Raw genomic sequence first — 16964 nt, 5'->3', positions numbered from 1 at the left:
TACGATTGCCGGGTCAGTCTCGCAGATCTCGCCGAGGGCGCGATCAGACCGTGCCGACGATGTCGACCGAGAAGACCAGGGTGTTCTTGGCCAGCTCGTGCTGCGGGCTCGCGCCGTAACCCAGCTTCGGCGGGATCACGATCTCCACCCGGTCACCGACGTGCTTGCCCACCAGGGCCTTGTCCCAGCCCTGGACGACCTGCCCGGTGCCGATCTGGAACGCGGTCGCGCCACCGTGGTCCCAGGACGAGTCGAACTTCTTGCCGTCCTCCCACTTCACCCCGGTGTACTGCGCGATCAGCCCGTCGCCGGCCTTCACCTCGCGGCCCTTGCCCTTGATCAGGACCTGCTCCTTGAGGTCCTTGGGAGCCTTCTCCCCCTTGGGGACGGTGATCGTCGCGGCCTTGCCGTCGGGCGCCTTCACCTCGGGCATCCCGCTCTCCGGCGACTCCTGCTCGCCCTCGGCATGCGCCTTCTTGTCGACCTTCTGGGCGCCGACCACATCGACGACCCACACCAGGCCGTCCCCCGGCTTGATGCCGGACTGGGGGTTGAGGCCCTCCCCGATCAGCGCCTTGGCGGTGCCCTCGACCTCGAAGCGGCTGCCGACCTTCTGCCCGGCGACCGCGGACAGCACCTTCGGCGGCAGCATCTGCTGGGTCATCTGGTCGGTGACCTCGCTGACGACCTGGGTGCGCGGCGCCCCCTTCTTGCCACCGGGCTGCGGCGTCCAGGTGCTGCCGAGCTTCTGGCCCTTCATCGACTCCGCGGAGAAGTCCAGCCGGACCAGGTCCCCCTTCTTGACGACCGCGCCGTCCCCCTTGATCAGGGTCTTGGTGACGGCCGTGTCGGACGGCTTGGCGCCCTTGGGCACGGTGATCTCGGGCTGCGCCCCCGCCTTGCCCTCAACCTTGACGACGGCTTCGCCGGACGAGCCCTTGCCGTCGTCGGACCCGCAGGCGGCGGTGAACAGCAGGACGGGCACGGTCAGCGCAGCAGCTGCGGCGCGACAGGTGTTCTTCGTGAGGTTCATGTGTCCAACTCGGGGCTCGTGGGGAAGGTGGGCAATGCCAGCCACTCTACGACCTGTCCCCGTAGACCTCCCCCGGTACAACACAGCGATGTGCCGGGAGCTGCCCGCTCCCGGCACACCACCCCTTCCCCGCGGGTCACATCCCGGCGATCAGCTTCTCCACCCGGTCGTCCACCGAACGGAACGGGTCCTTGCACAGGACCGTGCGCTGCGCCTGATCATTGAGCTTGAGGTGCACCCAGTCGACGGTGAAATCGCGCCGCTGTTCCTGAGCCCGGCGAATGAAGTCACCGCGCAACCGGGCCCGAGTCGTCTGCGGCGGCACCGACTTGCCCTCGAAGATCTTCAAGTCATTGCAGATCCGCGCCGCTTGGCCCTTCCGCTCCAGGAGGTAGTAAAGCCCCCGGCGACGGTGAATGTCGTGATACGCGAGGTCTATCTGCGCCACGCGCGGATGGGACATGGTGATGTTGTTCTTTGTGCGGTACCGCTCGATGAGATGATGTTTCATCACCCAGTCGATCTCGGTGGAGATCCGGTCGAGATCCTCCTCCCGGATCGCCTCCAGCGTCCGGCCCCACAGCTCAAGGACCCGCTCGACGAGACCCGTACGGATTCCGCGGCGGTCGCAGAAATCCACGGCCTTTTCGTAGTACTCCTGCTGGACTTCGAGCGCCGACGCCTCGCGCCCGCTGGCCAGCCGCACCTTGCGCTGGCCGGTGATGTCGTGGCTGACCTCGCGGATGGCCCGGATCGGGTTCTCCAGCGTCAGATCCCGCATGACCGTGCCCGCCTCGATCATGCGCAGGACGAGATCCGTGGCGCCCACCTTGAGCATCATCGTCGTCTCGGACATGTTGGAGTCGCCGACGATGACATGCAGCCGGCGGTAGCGCTCGGCGTCCGCGTGCGGCTCGTCGCGGGTGTTGATGATCGGACGGGAGCGGGTGGTCGCCGAGGAGACGCCCTCCCAGATGTGCTCCGCGCGCTGGCTGACGCAGTAGACGGCGCCCCGCGGAGTCTGCAGCACCTTGCCCGCGCCGCACAGCAGCTGACGGGTGACGAGGAACGGAATGAGGATGTCCGCGAGCCGGGAGAACTCACCATGGCGGGCGACGAGATAATTCTCGTGGCAGCCGTAGGAGTTTCCCGCCGAATCGGTGTTGTTCTTGAAGAGATAGACGTCGCCCGCGATTCCCTCCTCATGCAGGCGGCGCTCGGCGTCGACGAGCAGGCCCTCGAGAATGCGCTCGCCGGCCTTGTCGTGGGTGACCAGCTCGGTCACGTTGTCGCACTCGGGAGTTGCGTATTCCGGGTGCGAACCCACGTCCAAGTACAGGCGGGCGCCGTTCCGCAGGAAGACATTGCTGCTGCGGCCCCATGACACGACACGGCGGAAGAGGTACCGCGCCACTTCGTCAGGCGACAGTCGGCGCTGTCCCCTGAACGTGCACGTGACGCCGTACTCGTTCTCCAGCCCGAAAATGCGGCGGTCCATGACTGAACATTACGCCTGACGGCCTGCTCTGAAACCGGGTTCGACGGCCCCGTTTCGATCATTTTCCGCCGGGGCCGCCTCCGTCGTACGCCGCTCGGGCTCCCCGAGAAATCGCTTCGTCGACAAAAGGACGGCCAACGCGGCAAGACCACCCGCACCGGCCACCGCGAAACCCGCCGCCGCACCGCCGGCCTCCACCGCCGGACCGGCCACCGAGGCGCCCACCGCCGAGCCGACACCGAACGTCGTCACCAGCCACGAAAACGCCTCCGTCACCGTCCCCTTGGGCGCATGCCGGTCCACGACCACGAACGCGCAGGCCAACGCAGGCGCCAGAAACACCCCGGCCACACCCGTCAGGGCCGTCATCCCGACCACCCCGGGCACCAGCGCCAGCGGCAGATACCCCAGCGCCAGCAGCGCGACGAGCAGCCGCAGCCGCCCCTCCGGCCGTCCCGGCCACTGCCGCGCTCCGTAGACGATGCCCCCGAGCAGTGCGCCCGCGCCCAGCGCGGAGAGCAGCCAGCTGGAGATCATCCCGCCGCCGCGCTCGTCGGCGTACGCCACCGCCGCGACCGCTATCGACCCCAGTGCCAGCCCCACGAACAAGAACGCCCCGATCAGCACCAGCATCCCGGCCGAGCGCAGGGCCCCCAGCCAGTGCGCCTCCCGCGGCGCGCTGCGCCACCGCCGGGACGGCGCGGAGACCACGACGGAGAGCGCGCCGAGCACCCCGACCGCGTTGATGACCAGCAGCGCGGCCCCCGCCGACCAGACCGCCACGCACAGCGTCACCAGCAACGGGCCCACCGCGTACATGACTTCCTGCGCCACCGCGTCCAGCGCGTACGCGGCGTGCACCTGGTCCGCGCGCCGGAGCACCCCCGGCCACAGCGCCCGCAGACCGCCCTCCAGGGGCGGGGTGAAGACTCCGGCGATCACCATGGCGGCGTAGGACAGCCACAGCACCTCCAGGCCGACGACCGCCAGCAGCGCCATCCCGAGGGCGGAGAGCACCGCGGCGGGCAGCATCACCCGGGGCTGGCCGTAGACGTCCACGGCCCGGCCGAGCAGCGGCTGGCCGATGGCGGTACACACTCCGTAGACCGCGGAGAGCGCACCGGCCAGCGCGTAGCCGCCGCCCTCGGCGCGTACGAACAGCACCACCGCCAGCGCCGCGGTGGCGTTCGGCAGCCTGCCGACAAGGGTCCCCGTCAGCAGCCGGACCGCGTGACGGGTCCTGAGCAGCTCCGCATATCCCGCGGCCATGGCCGCTCCTTTCCGTCCGGACCAATCGAACGCGCGCACGTGTTACGTATAACCTTCGCCGTTATACGTACCATGGCGACACCCCGCGGTCCACCCCGCAGCGGCCGAAAGCGAGGAGTGAAACACCCGGTGACCAGCAACGAGGCCACGCCGCCCCCCGGTACCAGCACCGGCTCCACTGGAGCGGCCGGCGCCGAGCGCCCCGGTCGCCCGGCCACCAGCCGGGATGTGGCCCGCGCCGCCGGGGTCTCCCAGGCCGCCGTCTCCCTCGTCCTCGGCGACAAGTGGCAGGGCCGGGTCTCCCCCGGCAAGGCCGAGGCGGTCCGCGCCGCCGCCCGTGAACTGGGCTACCGCCCCAACCTCGCCGCCCGCAGCCTGCGGATGGGCCGCACCCGTACGGTCCTCCTCGTCGTTCCCGCGCTGACCACCGAATTCTTCGCCCGGGTCTACACCGGCGCGGCCCGGATCGCCGCCGACCACGGCTTCGGCGTCGTGCTGTACCCCTCGCCCGAGGGCGTGGGCCCCGCGCGCGACCCCTTCGACTCCGCCGCGGCCACCCTCGACGGCGTGCTCGCCTCCTCCATGGCCGCCGAGGCGCTCACCGCCCTGCGCACCGCCGGCCTGCCGCTGGTCATGCTCGACAGCGACCCCGGAGACGACCGGGCCTCGGCCACCGTCAACCTCGATATCGCCGACGGCGTACGGCAGTTGACCGGCCATCTGCTCGCCCTCGGCCACCGCCGCATCACCCACCTCGCGGCCGCGGTGGACTCCTGGACCTTCGACGTACGCGCCCGCGCCGTGGCCGCGGCCCTCGACGGCGTCCCCGGCGCGCTGCTGCGCCGCGAACCGGCCGCCCTCGGCGTCGACGCCGGACTGCGCGCCGCGCATGCCGCCCTGACCGGCCCCGGCCCCCGCCCCACGGCCCTGCTCTGCGACGACGACATCATCGCCGCGGGCGCCTGCAAGGCCGTCCGACGCCTCGGCCTACGGGTCCCCGAGGACGTCTCCGTCACCGGATTCGACGATCTCGCCCTCGCGCTCGCCGTCGAGCCGGAGCTGACGACCGTACGGCTGCCCGCCGAGGAGTTCGGCGAGGCCGGTATGCGGGCCCTGATGGCCGTGCTCGACGGCCGCCCCGAACCGGCCCCCACCCTGCCGGTGGAGCTGGTCACCCGCGGCTCCACCGCCCCGGCGGCGGCCGGCGGCGACAACGCCGCGCGCCCCGGCGGGCGATGACCCACCGGGGCGCGCGATCCGGGCAAACCGGCCCGGAAGCGGTACGTCAGAGCAGCGGCTCCCCTTCGGGACCGTCCCTGTCCGTACCGTCCTGGTCCTTGGCGCCCTTGCCCTTGGTGCCCTTGGCGCCCTTGGTGCCGCTCTCCTCCGGGGCGGCCCCGGGCTCGCCGGCCGCCGCGTCGGCGTCCGCCGCCGGCTCCTCGGCACCCGCCTCGCCGCCGTCCTCCAGCAGACGGGACAGCTGACGGCCCAGGATCCGCTTGAACTTGCGCTGCTGGGGCCGCGTACGGTCCAGGGTGGCGACCTCCAGCTGCTCGGCGGTCAGCGTGCGCTCACCGCCGTTGGTGTCGCGCGAGAGCGACTCCACGGCCAGCTTCAGCGCCTCGGACAGCGTCATGCCGTCGCGGTGGCGCTGGTCGAGGTAGCTGCTGATCTGGTCCGCGTTGCCGCCGACCGCCACCGAGCCGTGTTCGTCGACGATCGAGCCGTCGTGCGGCAGCCGGTAGATCTGGTCGTCCTCGGGGGCACTGCCGACCTCGGCGACGATCAGCTCGACCTCGTAGGGCTTCTCGGCGGCGCTGGAGAAGATCGTGCCGAGCGTCTGGGCGTAGACGTTGGCGAGGCCGCGCGCGGTGACGTCCTCGCGGTCGTAGGTGTAGCCCCGCAGATCGGCGTAGCGCACCCCGCCGATCCGCAGGTTCTCGAACTCGTTGTACTTCCCGACCGCCGCGAAGGCGATCCGGTCATAGATCTCGCTGACCTTGTGCAGGGCCCGGGAAGGATTCTCGGCGACGAAGACCACGCCGTCGGTGTACTGCAGCACCACGACACTGCGGCCGCGCGCGATGCCCTTGCGGGCGTACTCGGCGCGATCGGCCATGGCCTGCTGGGGTGAGACATAGAACGGCGTCGACACCGGCTATCCGTCCCTTCCTGTCAAGAGCTCGTTCAGTGGCGAATGCATAGCGGAACATCCGTCCCGTCAGAGCAGCGCGGCGCGCGGGCCGTCGGGCTGGTCGAGGCGGCGCTCGTGAATCGCACGGACGATCTCCGAGACCTCGGAATCGGCCAGCTTCTTGAAGCCCTCATCGGTGATCACCGTGACGATCGGGTAGATCCGCCGGGCCATGTCGGGCCCGCCGGTCGCCGAGTCGTCGTCGGCGGCGTCGTACAGCGCCTGGACGACGGCGGTGGCGGCCTGATCCTCCGTGAAGTCCTCCTGGAAGAGCTTCTTCAGCGCACTGCGCGCGAAGACCGAGCCGGACCCCGTCGCCGCGAATCCCCGCTCCTCCGAGCGCCCGCCGGTCACGTCGTACGAGAAGATCCGGCCCTTCTCGCGGTCGAGGTCGAAGCCGGCGAAGAGCGGCACCACGGCCAGGCCCTGCATGGCCATCCCGAGGTTGCTGCGAATCATCGTCGACAGACGATTCGCCTTGCCCTCCAAGGAGAGTTGGGCACCCTCGACCTTCTCGAAGTGCTCCAGCTCCAGCTGGAAGAGCTTGACCATCTCGACCGCGAGGCCGGCCGTGCCGGCGATGCCCACCGCGCTGTACTCGTCGGCCGGGAAGACCTTCTCGATGTCCCGCTGCGCGATGACGTTGCCCATCGTGGCCCGCCGGTCACCGGCGAGCACCACGCCGCCGGAGAACGTCACGGCCACGATCGTCGTGCCGTGCGGTGCCTCGATGGCGCCCTGCACCGGCGGCAACGGGCGGTTGCCCGGCAGCAGCTCGGGCGAGTGCGCCCCGAGAAAGTCCATGAACGACGAGGATCCAGGCGTCAGGAAGGCAGCTGGTAGACGCCCGGTGCTTCGAGTGTTGGCTTCCACACGATTCCTTCCAGATACTCGGCCGCCCGCCTCAAGACGTCCGGCCGATCCTTGAATTGGCCCAAGGCTGCGTTGCAACTGAAGCACGGTACGCCTCGGACCTTACCCGCCTCGTGATCGTGATCCACATGTACGGGGTCGGCATCCAGGCGGATCACGTACATCCGGCGCCGCTGCGTGATGCGGCGCGTCGCGCTCGGCTTCGGTGATGCCGGCAGTGGCGGCCGAACGCCCGGCCACCCGCTGCCGGCATCACCCCTGAAGCCCGTCACGCCGATGGCGATCCGCCGCCGCGAACGGAGCGAGTGGCAGCACTCGCTCACGTCCGGTCCGGCACCCCGCCCCTCTCATTCACATACGTGACTACTGTCCGCCCTTTTGCACGAACGACCGAACGAAGTCCTCGGCGTTCTCCTCGAGCACGTCGTCGATCTCGTCCAGGACGGAGTCCACGTCGTCGCTCAGCTTCTCCTGGCGTTCCTTGAGGTCCTCCGAGGCCTGCGCGTCCTGTGTCTGCTCCTCGACCTCTTCCGTGGAACGCGTGGCCTTGGCCTGTCCGCCGCCGCTGTCCTTGGTCGCCATATCCCTCACCCCGCTCGGTTCGCCCCGCTCGATGTGACCTTCAAGATCCGACCCTACAAGCAGGGTCCGACATCGGCCCTGCAGTTCTTGCAACGCCCGGGAGTCACCTCGATGATTCCCGCATCGCGGCGATTTCAGCCGCGAAGCAGCTGTGGATCGCCGCGAAATCTGTCGTGCACCTGCCGTGCATCAGCGGCCGGAAAGCGTCCTCACCAGCTCCTCTGCGGTACGGCAGCGGTCCAGGAGCTCCTTGACGTGCCTGCGGGTCCCGCGCAGCGGCTCCAGCGTGGGAACCCGCTGGAGGGAGTCACGACCGGGCAGATCGAAAATGACCGAATCCCACGAGGCGGCCGCGACGTCGTCCGCGTACTGCTCCAGGCAGCGGCCGCGGAAATACGCCCTGGTGTCCTCTGGGGGCTTCTGCTGGGCGCGCTGGACGTCGGGCTCGTCCAGGAGCCGCTTCATCTTCCCGCGGGCCGCCAGACGGTTGTACAGGCCCTTCTCGGGGCGTACGTCGGCGTACTGCAGGTCGATGAGGTGGAGCCGGGCCGCGTCCCAGTCCAGGCCGTCGCGGCGGCGGTAGCCCTCCATGAGCTCGCGCTTGGCGACCCAGTCGAGCTCGCCGGACAGGCTCATCGGATCGTTCTCCAGTCGGCCGAGCACGTCCTCCCACCGGGTGAGGACGTCCTTGGTCTGCTCGTCCGCATCCGCTCCGTAGCGGTCCTCGACGTATTTGCGGGCCAGCTCGAAGTACTCCATCTGGAGCTGTACGGCGGTGAGCGTACGGCCGCTGCGGAGCGTGATCAGGTGTTGCAGGGTGGGGTCGTGCGAGACCTGATGGAGGGTGCGCACGGGCTGCTCGACGGCGAGGTCGACGGCGATGAAGCCGTCCTCGATCATGGACAGCACCAGGGCGGTGGTGCCCAGCTTGAGATAGGTGGAGATCTCGGAGAGGTTCGCGTCGCCGATGATCACGTGGAGCCGGCGGTACTTCTCCGCGTCGGCGTGCGGTTCGTCGCGGGTGTTGATGATGGGCCGCTTGAGGGTCGTCTCCAGGCCGACCTCCACCTCGAAGTAGTCGGCGCGCTGGCTGATCTGGAAGCCGTGCTCGTGGCCGTCCTGGCCGATACCGACCCGGCCGGCGCCGGTGACCACCTGGCGGCAGACGAAGAACGGCGTCAGGTGACGCACGATGTCCGAGAAGGGGGTGTCCCGCTTCATCAGGTAGTTCTCGTGCGTGCCGTAGGAGGCGCCCTTGTTGTCGGTGTTGTTCTTGTAGAGGTGGATGGGCTGGGCGCCGGGCACCTGGGCGGCCCGCTCGGCGGCCTCGGCCATGATCCGCTCGCCGGCCTTGTCCCACAGGACGGCGTCGCGGGGGTTGGTGACCTCGGGGGCGCTGTATTCGGGGTGTGCGTGGTCGACGTAGAGCCTGGCACCGTTCGTGAGGATCACATTGGCCAGGCCGATGTCCTCGTCGGTGAGCTGGCTGGCGTCGGCGTTCTCGCGTGCGAGGTCGAAGCCGCGGGCGTCCCGCAGCGGGTTCTCCTCCTCGAAATCCCAGCGGGCACGGCGTGCCCGGTGCATCGCGGCCGCGTAGGCGTTGACTACCTGGGATGAGGTGAGCATGGCATTGGCGTTCGGGTGGCCGGGCACGGAGATCCCGTACTCCGTCTCGATTCCCATTACTCGCCGTACGGTCATGCGGCCCTCCTTGCCCGGCGGCGCCCCCGGATGGGGTCGGCGCTCAAGTACCGCTGAGTCTGCGTTCCGTGTGCGTGCCCCACGCCCGCACAGCGTGACGCAGCGGTACCGAAGAGCCTAGAACGCCTTTGCGGCGCTGGGGAGATCATTACAGTCATTGCTCCAGTCCGGTTTTCCCTGGTCCATCGCGCTCTTTTTCGGGAGCGACGGCGATGCTCCCGGAAATGCGTCCGGCTGCGGACGCCCCGTGCAGGACATCCGCAGCCGGAGAGCGGTGTTACAGGTATTGGCCGGTATTCGCCACCGTGTCGATGGAACGGCCGGTGTCGGCGCCCTGCTTTCCGGTGACCAGGGTGCGGATGTATACGATCCGCTCGCCCTTCTTTCCGGAGATCCGGGCCCAGTCGTCCGGGTTGGTGGTGTTGGGCAGGTCCTCGTTCTCCTTGAACTCGTCCACGCATGCCTGGAGGAGGTGGGAGACCCGCAGACCCTTCTGGTTGTGTTCGAGGAAGGCCTTGATGGCCATCTTCTTTGCGCGTCCTACGATGTTTTCGATCATCGCACCGGAGTTGAAGTCCTTGAAATAGAGGACTTCCTTGTCACCATTGGCGTAGGTGACCTCCAGGAAGCGGTTCTCCTCGGATTCCGCGTACATCTGCTCGACGACGGACTGAATCATTCCGCTGACCGCCGCCTTGCGCGAGTCGCCGTGTTCGGCGAGGTCGTCGGCGTGCAGCGGGAGATTCTCCGTGAGGTACTTCGAGAAGATGTCCTTGGCGGCCTCCGCGTCCGGACGCTCGATCTTGATCTTCACGTCGAGGCGGCCGGGGCGCAGGATCGCAGGGTCGATCATGTCCTCGCGGTTCGAGGCGCCGATCACGATCACGTTTTCGAGGCCTTCGACACCGTCGATCTCGGAGAGCAGCTGGGGGACGATGGTGTTCTCCACGTCCGAGCTGACTCCGGACCCCCGGGTACGGAAGAGGGAGTCCATCTCGTCGAAGAAGACGATGACGGGGGTGCCCTCGCTGGCCTTCTCCCTGGCGCGCTGGAAGATCAGCCGGATGTGCCGCTCGGTCTCACCGACGTACTTGTTGAGCAGCTCGGGGCCCTTGATGTTGAGGAAGAAGCTCTTCCCCGCGGGCTGCCCGGTCACCTCGGCGACCTTCTTGGCAAGGGAGTTGGCGACCGCCTTGGCGATGAGCGTCTTGCCGCAGCCGGGCGGGCCGTAGAGCAAGACACCCTTGGGTGGGCGGAGTTCGTGCTCCTTGAAGAGGTCGGGGTAGAGGTACGGGAGCTCGACCGCGTCCCGGATCAGCTCGATCTGGCCGCCCAGACCACCGATCTTGGTGTAGTCGATGTCCGGGACCTCTTCGAGGACCAGTTCCTCGACCTCGCTCTTGGGGATGACTTCGTAGACGTAGCCGGAGCGGGATTCGAGAAGCAGGGCGTCGCCGGGGCGGATGGTGGTGTCCAGCAGCGGCTCGGCGAGCCTCACCACCCGCTCCTCGTCGGTGTGCCCGATGACCAGGGCGCGCTCGCCGTCCTCGAGGATCTCCTTGAGGGTGACGATGTCGCCGGCGCTCTCGTACTCCATGGCCTCGACCACGTTGAGCGCTTCGTTGAGCATGACCTCCTGGCCGCGCCTGAGGTCCTCGGACTCCACGCTCGGGCTGACATTGACCCGGAGTTTTCTGCCTCCGGTGAAAATGTCGACCGTGCCGTCGTCGTTCGCCTGCAGGAAGACACCGAAGCCGGCGGGCGGCTGCGCCAGCCGGTCGACCTCTTCCTTGAGGGCGACGATCTGGTCGCGGGCCTCGCGGAGAGTATTGGCGAGACGCTCGTTCTGCGCCGAGACGCCGGCCAGGTTGGTCTGCAGCTCGACGATCCGCTCTTCGAGAATCCTCGTGTGACGCGGAGAGTCGGCGAGCTTGCGTCGCAGGACGGCGATCTCCTGCTCGAGATAGGCAACCTGACCGGCGGGATCTTCAGACCCCCGCCCCGGCCGGATGCCGCGGTTGATGTCGTCGTCGTGGGCTGCCACGGTCCTCACCTCCTCCAAGGAGCTGGACGCTTCCTGACCCTACCTGGGCCGGTGCAGGTTGAAACCCCTAGATCGAAAAGACTGTCGGGGTGTGTCCGATCTTCACCCTTGCGCACGTCCTCACGCCAAGGGAATACCCACCCATCAACATCGGAAAGCGAGCGGTTGTATCGTCGAGTCGGTCAACACCCGTCAGGGCTGGCGCCACTTAGACAAAAACGGTTCACGTACGCAGGAACGGCAGGCGAGATGACCGCACAGGACGAAGCCCCGGAGCTGGAAGTCTGGATCGACCAGGACCTGTGCACCGGAGACGGTATCTGCGCGCAGTACGCGCCGGAGGTCTTCGAGCTCGACATCGACGGTCTGGCCTATGTGAAGAGCGCCGACGACGAGCTGCTGCAGGAGAAGGGGGCCACAACGCCCGTCCCGCTGAAGCTGCTCACCGACGTGCGGGACTCCGCGAAGGAGTGCCCGGGGGACTGCATCCACGTCCGCCGCGTCAACGACCTCGTCGAGGTCTACGGGCCGGACGCGGAGTAGCCCTCAGGGAGCGGAACGCTCCCCTCGGGCACACCAGGTGACCGGTCAGACACTCTGGGCACCCATGGCGGCGGGGAGTTCGCTCTGAACGAACTTCCCGCCTCGCCATTGCCACTTGACGTTCCTGTGCACGTCCGGGCAGCAGCGCGGTACGTCGAGGTCGGAGTAGCCCAGGAGCTCCGTGGAGACCGCGCCGCCCTTGATGGCGAGGGTCTGGACGCTGAGCCGCTGCGAGGGCGCGAGGAGGGTCGCCACGACCCGTGGTGCGGCCTTCGTGTCGGTGGGCTGGGCCAGGACGAAGACGCCGCTGGGCGGGGTGCCGGTCTCGCTGTGGCAGCGGACCACCGCGACGGTCTCGGTCGTACCGTCTCCGTCGAGGTCGCCGGAGGCCTTCTTCACCACGTCGAGGCGGGTGGGTCCGCAGTCGACGGGGAAGGACACCCGGCTCGGGTCGGGGGCGGCCGCGGAGGGCTTGCCGGAGCGGGCGTCGCGGGCGGGCGTGGCGGTGGCATCGGGGGGCTGGACGAGGGACGCGGCCGCGACGACCGCCGAGACGGCGGTGGCGGTGGCGAGCCAGTGCATGGGGCGCGGCTGGGTGTGCAAGAGGTCCTGGCCTGCCATGGGCTGCACGCGGGGTAACTCCTGTGAAGTGCTGTGCCGGTGGGAGTGCCCAGCATCGTTCCACAGGAGGCGGCGGCAAGGAACCAGCTGGGCCGGAGTTTTACGGGTTACCCATGAGGCCTCCCGCGGGGCGTCACGGGGGCGTCCCGTAGGGCGTCGCGCGGGCGTCCCGTAGGGGTCCGGCAGGCCCCTGGCCGGTGAACGCGGGGGCGCCGCCGGCGGTTCCCGGGTGGGGGGAACTCGTCGGCGGCGCCTGTGGGTTCGGTGGCCGGATCCGGCCGGTTGTCGCGGGGGGTCAGTCGCGCCCGTCGGCGGCGGCCCGGTCCTTCCCGGAGGCGGCGGTCTCCCGCCCACCGGGGCCGGTGTAGTCCTCGCCGTACGCGCCCTTGGCGGGGCGGCGGCGGCGCAGCGGGGGCTCGACGCCGTCGGCGAGGCGCCGGGCGGTCAGCAGGAAGCCGGTGTGGCCGATCATGCGGTGGTCGGGGCGGACGGCGAGGCCCTCGACGTGCCAGGTGCGGACCATGGTCTCCCAGGCCGACGGCTCGTTGAAGGTGCCGTGCTCGCGGATCGCCTCGACGGTGCGGGCCATCTGCGTGGTCGTGGCGACGTAGGCGCAGAGGATGCCGCCGGGGACCAGGGCCTTGGAGACGGCCTCCAGGCACTCCCAGGGGGCGAGCATGTCGAGGATGACGCGGTCGACGTCGGTGTCGGAGAGGTTGTCCTGGAGGTCACCGACGGTGAGCGTCCATGCGGGGTGCGGGCCCCCGAAGTAGCGCTCGACGTTCTGGGTGGCGATCTCGGCGAAGTCGGCGCGGCGCTCGTAGGAGTGCAGCATGCCGTCGTCGCCGATGGCGCGCAGCAGGAAGCTGCTGAGCGACCCGGAGCCCACACCGGCCTCGACGACGCGGGCGCCGGGGAAGATGTCGGCCATCGCCAGGATCTGCCCCGCGTCCTTGGGGTAGACCACGGCGGCGCCGCGGGGCATGGACAGGACGTAGTCGGGGAGCAGCGGGCGCAGCGCAAGGTAGGCGACGTTCCCGGTGGTACGGACAACACTGCCCTCGGGAGCACCGATCAGCTCGTCGTGGGGGAAGGCTCCCTTGTGGGTGTGGAAGCTCTTGCCCTCTTCGAGCGTGAAGGTGTAGTGGCGTCCCTTGGGGTCGGTGAGCTGGACCTGGTCCCCGACCTTGAAGGGCCCGCGACGGCGGGCGGCACCGGTCGGTTCGGACATGTGACCAGCCTACCGGCCCGTTGGGGCGCCGCGGACCAGTGGGCGGGGCCGGGCGCGGCTCAGGGCGGGTGAGCCGCGCCCGGAGGCGAACCGAGCCCCGTCAAGCCGCCTTGCGGGCCATGGCGGAGACGAAGGCGCGCTCGACGTCGGCGGTGGACAGGACGCCGTAGATCTCGCCGGTCTCCTCGACGACGAGGTACTCGGTGGCGGGGGTGGCGCGCAGGTAGTCCAGGAGGTCCTCGCCGGCGAGCTCGGCGGAGACCCGCATACCGTCCCTGAGGTCCTGGGCGAGGGTGCCGACGGGCACCCAGGGGCGGCGGTGGTCGGGGACGCCGACGATGGCCGCCTCCCGGACGAGCGCGGTGGGCGTGCCCTGCGGGTCGACGACGACCAGGGCGCGGGCGCCGGCGTCGTTGGCGCGGCGCAGCGCCTCGGAGAGCGGCGTGGCGGTCTCGACGGGCACCGCGCGCCGGGTCAGGGTGCGGGCGGTGAGGTCCGGGAGGCGCTCGCGCAGCCGGGCCATGCGCAGGCTGTTGCCGGCGCCGGTCCAGATGATGGCGGCGAGGATCGCGGCGAGCAGGGCGTCGGTGAGCGAGTCGGCGCCGCCGAGCTCGGGCCGGTCGTTGCCCAGGGCCCCGGTGTGCGTGAGCAGCGGCAGCCCGATGAGGACGGTGACGGCGAGCGCGCGGCCGACCCAGGCGGCGGCCACGGTGCCGCGCATGGGATTGCCGGTGATCTTCCACACGACGGCGCGCAGCATCCGGCCGCCGTCCAGGGGAAGGCCGGGCAGCAGGTTGAAGATCGCGACGATGAGGTTGGAGATCATCAGGCCGGCGAGCAGGACGCCGGGGACCGTGCCGGGCTCGACCACCTGCATCCCGGCGTAGAAGACGCCGGCGAGGGCGAGGGAGAGCAGCGGGCCGACGAAGGCGAGGACGAACTCCCTGCCGGGCGTCTCGGTCTCCTTCTCGATCTCCGAGACGCCGCCGAAGAACTGCAGCTGGATGCGGCGTACGGGGAGTTTGAAGCGGAGCGCGGCGACGGTGTGCGCCAGCTCGTGGACGAGCACCGAGGCGTAGAAGGCGACGGCGAAGAAGAGCGAGACGAGGTAGCGGGCGGCGCCGAGTTCGGGCAGCACCCGCTCCAGCTGGCCGCCGAAGACCCAGGTGATCAGGGCCGCGACGAGGAACCAGCTGGGGGCCACGTAGACCGGCACGCCGAAGGGACGGCCCATCAGGATGCCGCCTCCGCCGGGCTTCTTGCCCGGCGGCGGCACCTTCGGCCCGTCGGCCCCCTTGGACGGTTCGGGCGGCCGGGGCCGCACGGACTCCTCGGGATCCTGCGGCTTCCCGCTGTCGTCCACGGTGTGGCGTCCCCTCATCGAATACGGCATTCGCCCCTGCTCGGCCTGATATCTCGATCATGCAGGGCGAAAGGGTCCGGCGTCGATGGTATGCGGAGCGTTCGGGCCCGCTCCGCTGCGGGGCCCTTACCGCTCGTGGCCGTTCGGCGCTTGTCAGTGGCGGGCCGTAGGGTTTGGTGGCATGGGATGGAGCACGGAGCAGGCCGGGGCGGGGACGCAGGACGCCGAGGCGGCCGCGGCGGGGTCGGACGAGGGCCGGCAGGCACGGCCGCCGATGGCGCTGTCGCCGTCGCGGGCCGGCGATTTCATGCAGTGCCCGCTGCTGTACCGCTTCCGGGTGATCGACAAGCTGCCGGAGAAGCCGAGCGCGGCGGCGACCCGGGGCACGGTCGTGCATGCGGTGCTGGAGCGGCTCTTCGACGCGCCGGCGGCGGAGCGTACGGCGGCCGGGGCGCGGGCGATGGTGCCGGGCGAGTGGGAGCGGCTGCTGGCGAAGCGGCCGGAGCTGGCGGAGCTGTTCGCGGACGACGCGGAGGGTGAGCGGCTGGCGGGGTGGCTGGCGGAGGCCGAGGCGCTGGTGGAGCGGTGGTTCTCGCTGGAGGATCCGACGCGGCTGGAGCCGGCCGACCGCGAGCTGTATGTGGAGACGGAGCTGGATTCGGGGCTGCGGCTGCGGGGGTTCATCGACCGGGTGGATGTCGCGCCGACGGGTGAGGTGCGGATCGTCGACTACAAGACCGGCAAGGCGCCGCGGCCGCAGTTCGCCGAGGGCGCGCTGTTCCAGATGAAGTTCTACGCGCTGGTGGTGTGGCGGCTGCGCGGGGTGGTGCCGAAGCGGCTGCAGCTGGTCTATCTGGGCAGCGGCGATGTGCTGACGTACGACCCGAGTGAGGCCGATCTGCGGGGCGTGGAGCGGAAGTTGCTGGCGCTGTGGGAGGCGATCCGGCTGGCGACGGAGACCGGCGACTGGCGGCCGCGTCCGACGAAGCTGTGCGGCTGGTGCGACCACCAGGCGCACTGTCCGGAATTCGGCGGCACTCCCCCGGTGTACCCGCTGCAGGTGCGCCCGGCGGACGGCGCCGGGGGGCCGCAGGGCAGAATGGAGACGATCTAGGTCTGCCATGGGTCGGGGCCGGAAAGCCGGGCCAGGCGTCGCGGGCCCGGCCGTGACCCGTCGGACAGACCCTGGGCCCAGTCCGGGCACAACGAAGGAGAGCTCGTGGCCATCCGCGTCCTGCTGGTCGACGACCAGCCCCTGCTGCGTACGGGATTCCGGATGATTCTGGAGGCGGAGCAGGATCTGGCGGTCGTCGGGGAGGCCGGTGACGGTCTGCAGGCACTGGAGCAGGTGCGGGCGCTGCAGCCCGACGTGGTGCTGATGGACATCCGGATGCCCCGGATGGACGGTGTCGAGGCGACCCGGCAGATCACCGGTCCGGCCAAGGACGGCCCGGCCAAGGTGCTGGTGCTGACGACGTTCGACCTGGACGAGTACGTCGTCGAGGCGCTGCGGGCCGGGGCCAGCGGCTTTCTGCTGAAGGACGCACCGGCCCATGAGCTGGTGCAGGCGATCCGGGTGGTGGCGGCGGGCGAGGCGATGCTGGCGCCGAGCATCACCCGCCGGCTGCTGGACAAGTACGCCGGGCATCTGCCGTCGGGCGAGGAGCCGGTGCCGGACACCCTGCACACCCTCACCGAGCGCGAGGTGGAGGTGCTCAAGCTGGTGGCGCGCGGGCTGTCGAACGCGGAGATCGCCGCGGACCTGTTCGTCAGCGAGACGACGGTCAAGACGCATGTGGGCCACGTACTGACGAAGCTGGGGCTGCGCGACCGGGTGCAGGCGGCGGTGTACGCGTACGAGAGCGGTCTGGTGCGCCCGGGCGCGCAGTGAGCCGCGGGGCAGGCGCATACGGCGGCGGGGGGGGGGGGGGGGGGGGGGGGGGGGGGGGGGGGGGGGGGGGGGGGGGGGGGGGGGGGGGGGGGGGGGGGGGGGGGGGGGTGGGGGGGGGGGG

Annotated in this window: 16 protein-coding genes; 4 read left to right on the top strand and 12 right to left on the bottom strand. The window is 70.0% G+C overall.

Going from position 1 to position 16964, the window contains the following annotated elements; all coding sequences use genetic code 11:
• Window positions 1-43: 43 nt before the first annotated feature.
• The 3 genes from ACZ5XZ_RS37785 to ACZ5XZ_RS37775 form a co-directional block, all read right to left on the bottom strand.
• Window positions 44-1033 (bottom strand): FKBP-type peptidyl-prolyl cis-trans isomerase, encoded by a 990-nt coding sequence (locus tag ACZ5XZ_RS37785; protein WP_468986795.1) that lies wholly within the window; start codon window positions 1031-1033, stop codon window positions 44-46.
• 136 nt (window positions 1034-1169) lie between these two features.
• Window positions 1170-2531, bottom strand: coding sequence for a Pup--protein ligase (gene pafA / locus ACZ5XZ_RS37780; RefSeq protein ID WP_468986792.1), 1362 nt, complete (start codon window positions 2529-2531; stop codon window positions 1170-1172).
• Window positions 2532-2540: 9 nt separating this feature from the next.
• A complete protein-coding gene (locus ACZ5XZ_RS37775; protein ID WP_468986790.1) occupies window positions 2541-3800 on the bottom strand; it encodes an MFS transporter in 1260 nt (419 codons plus the stop codon).
• 129 nt (window positions 3801-3929) lie between these two features.
• Here ACZ5XZ_RS37775 and ACZ5XZ_RS37770 point away from each other — a divergent pair, with 129 nt between their 5' ends.
• Window positions 3930-5039, top strand: a complete 1110-nt coding sequence (locus ACZ5XZ_RS37770) for a LacI family DNA-binding transcriptional regulator (RefSeq protein ID WP_468986788.1) — start codon at window positions 3930-3932, stop codon at window positions 5037-5039.
• A gap of 46 nt (window positions 5040-5085) precedes the next feature.
• Here the strand turns inward: ACZ5XZ_RS37770 and prcA are convergent, their stop codons facing one another.
• The 6 genes from prcA to arc all read right to left on the bottom strand — a co-directional run bounded on the left by prcA (window position 5086) and on the right by arc (window position 11194).
• Window positions 5086-5955, bottom strand: coding sequence for a proteasome subunit alpha (prcA, locus tag ACZ5XZ_RS37765; protein ID WP_468986785.1), 870 nt, complete (start codon window positions 5953-5955; stop codon window positions 5086-5088).
• Window positions 5956-6021: 66 nt separating this feature from the next.
• The gene (gene prcB, locus ACZ5XZ_RS37760; protein ID WP_468986784.1) at window positions 6022-6867 is read right to left on the bottom strand and encodes a proteasome subunit beta; all 846 of its coding nucleotides are present in this window, start codon (window positions 6865-6867) and stop codon (window positions 6022-6024) included.
• Window positions 6819-7031 (bottom strand): endonuclease VII domain-containing protein, encoded by a 213-nt coding sequence (locus ACZ5XZ_RS37755; RefSeq protein WP_468986821.1) that lies wholly within the window; start codon window positions 7029-7031, stop codon window positions 6819-6821. The genes prcB and ACZ5XZ_RS37755 overlap by 49 nt, the downstream gene beginning before the upstream one ends.
• A 199-nt stretch (window positions 7032-7230) precedes the next feature.
• A complete protein-coding gene (locus tag ACZ5XZ_RS37750) occupies window positions 7231-7449 on the bottom strand; it encodes a ubiquitin-like protein Pup (RefSeq protein WP_006607619.1) in 219 nt (72 codons plus the stop codon).
• Between the two features lie 189 nt (window positions 7450-7638).
• A complete protein-coding gene (gene dop, locus ACZ5XZ_RS37745) occupies window positions 7639-9150 on the bottom strand; it encodes a depupylase/deamidase Dop (RefSeq protein WP_468986781.1) in 1512 nt (503 codons plus the stop codon).
• A 277-nt stretch (window positions 9151-9427) separates the two neighbouring features.
• Window positions 9428-11194 (bottom strand): proteasome ATPase, encoded by a 1767-nt coding sequence (gene arc, locus ACZ5XZ_RS37740; RefSeq protein ID WP_468986778.1) that lies wholly within the window; start codon window positions 11192-11194, stop codon window positions 9428-9430.
• A gap of 249 nt (window positions 11195-11443) precedes the next feature.
• Between arc and ACZ5XZ_RS37735 the strand changes: the two genes are divergently transcribed.
• Window positions 11444-11737, top strand: coding sequence for a ferredoxin (locus tag ACZ5XZ_RS37735; RefSeq protein WP_468986776.1), 294 nt, complete (start codon window positions 11444-11446; stop codon window positions 11735-11737).
• Between the two features lie 45 nt (window positions 11738-11782).
• Here ACZ5XZ_RS37735 and ACZ5XZ_RS37730 read toward each other — a convergent pair whose 3' ends face one another.
• The 3 genes from ACZ5XZ_RS37730 to ACZ5XZ_RS37720 form a co-directional block, all read right to left on the bottom strand.
• On the bottom strand, window positions 11783-12358 hold the full coding sequence (locus ACZ5XZ_RS37730) for a hypothetical protein (RefSeq protein WP_468986819.1): 576 nt from the start codon (window positions 12356-12358) through the stop codon (window positions 11783-11785).
• Between the two features lie 295 nt (window positions 12359-12653).
• A complete protein-coding gene (locus ACZ5XZ_RS37725; RefSeq protein WP_468986774.1) occupies window positions 12654-13589 on the bottom strand; it encodes a tRNA (adenine-N1)-methyltransferase in 936 nt (311 codons plus the stop codon).
• 100 nt (window positions 13590-13689) lie between these two features.
• Window positions 13690-14952 carry a site-2 protease family protein gene (locus ACZ5XZ_RS37720; protein WP_468986772.1) on the bottom strand — a complete coding sequence of 421 codons (1263 nt, stop codon included), beginning with the start codon at window positions 14950-14952 and terminating at the stop codon, window positions 13690-13692.
• A 181-nt stretch (window positions 14953-15133) separates the two neighbouring features.
• On the opposite strand from ACZ5XZ_RS37720, the gene ACZ5XZ_RS37715 reads away from it, so the two are divergent.
• Window positions 15134-16066, top strand: coding sequence for a RecB family exonuclease (locus ACZ5XZ_RS37715; RefSeq protein WP_468986769.1), 933 nt, complete (start codon window positions 15134-15136; stop codon window positions 16064-16066).
• Between the two features lie 105 nt (window positions 16067-16171).
• On the top strand, window positions 16172-16843 hold the full coding sequence (locus ACZ5XZ_RS37710; protein ID WP_066975498.1) for a response regulator: 672 nt from the start codon (window positions 16172-16174) through the stop codon (window positions 16841-16843).
• The last annotated feature ends 121 nt before the right edge of the window (window positions 16844-16964 follow it).

Source organism: Streptomyces sp. NPDC033270 (assembly GCF_055576575.1).
Note: the sequence above shows the minus strand (reverse complement) of the source record. Positions and strands in the feature narration are given on the sequence as shown.

Bases quoted from the DNA above. Each gene is read 5' to 3' on its own strand.
- ACZ5XZ_RS37785 (WP_468986795.1), bottom strand. From the start codon at position 1,033: ATGAACCTCACGAAGAACACCTGTCGCGCCGCAGCTGCTGCGCTGACC.
- pafA (WP_468986792.1), bottom strand. From the start codon at position 2,531: ATGGACCGCCGCATTTTCGGGCTGGAGAACGAGTACGGCGTCACGTGC.
- ACZ5XZ_RS37775 (WP_468986790.1), bottom strand. From the start codon at position 3,800: ATGGCCGCGGGATATGCGGAGCTGCTCAGGACCCGTCACGCGGTCCGG.
- ACZ5XZ_RS37755 (WP_468986821.1), bottom strand. From the start codon at position 7,031: ATGTACGTGATCCGCCTGGATGCCGACCCCGTACATGTGGATCACGAT.
- ACZ5XZ_RS37750 (WP_006607619.1), bottom strand. From the start codon at position 7,449: ATGGCGACCAAGGACAGCGGCGGCGGACAGGCCAAGGCCACGCGTTCC.
- dop (WP_468986781.1), bottom strand. From the start codon at position 9,150: ATGACCGTACGGCGAGTAATGGGAATCGAGACGGAGTACGGGATCTCC.
- ACZ5XZ_RS37735 (WP_468986776.1), top strand. From the start codon at position 11,444: ATGACCGCACAGGACGAAGCCCCGGAGCTGGAAGTCTGGATCGACCAG.
- ACZ5XZ_RS37730 (WP_468986819.1), bottom strand. From the start codon at position 12,358: ATGGCAGGCCAGGACCTCTTGCACACCCAGCCGCGCCCCATGCACTGG.
- ACZ5XZ_RS37725 (WP_468986774.1), bottom strand. From the start codon at position 13,589: ATGTCCGAACCGACCGGTGCCGCCCGCCGTCGCGGGCCCTTCAAGGTC.
- ACZ5XZ_RS37715 (WP_468986769.1), top strand. From the start codon at position 15,134: ATGGGATGGAGCACGGAGCAGGCCGGGGCGGGGACGCAGGACGCCGAG.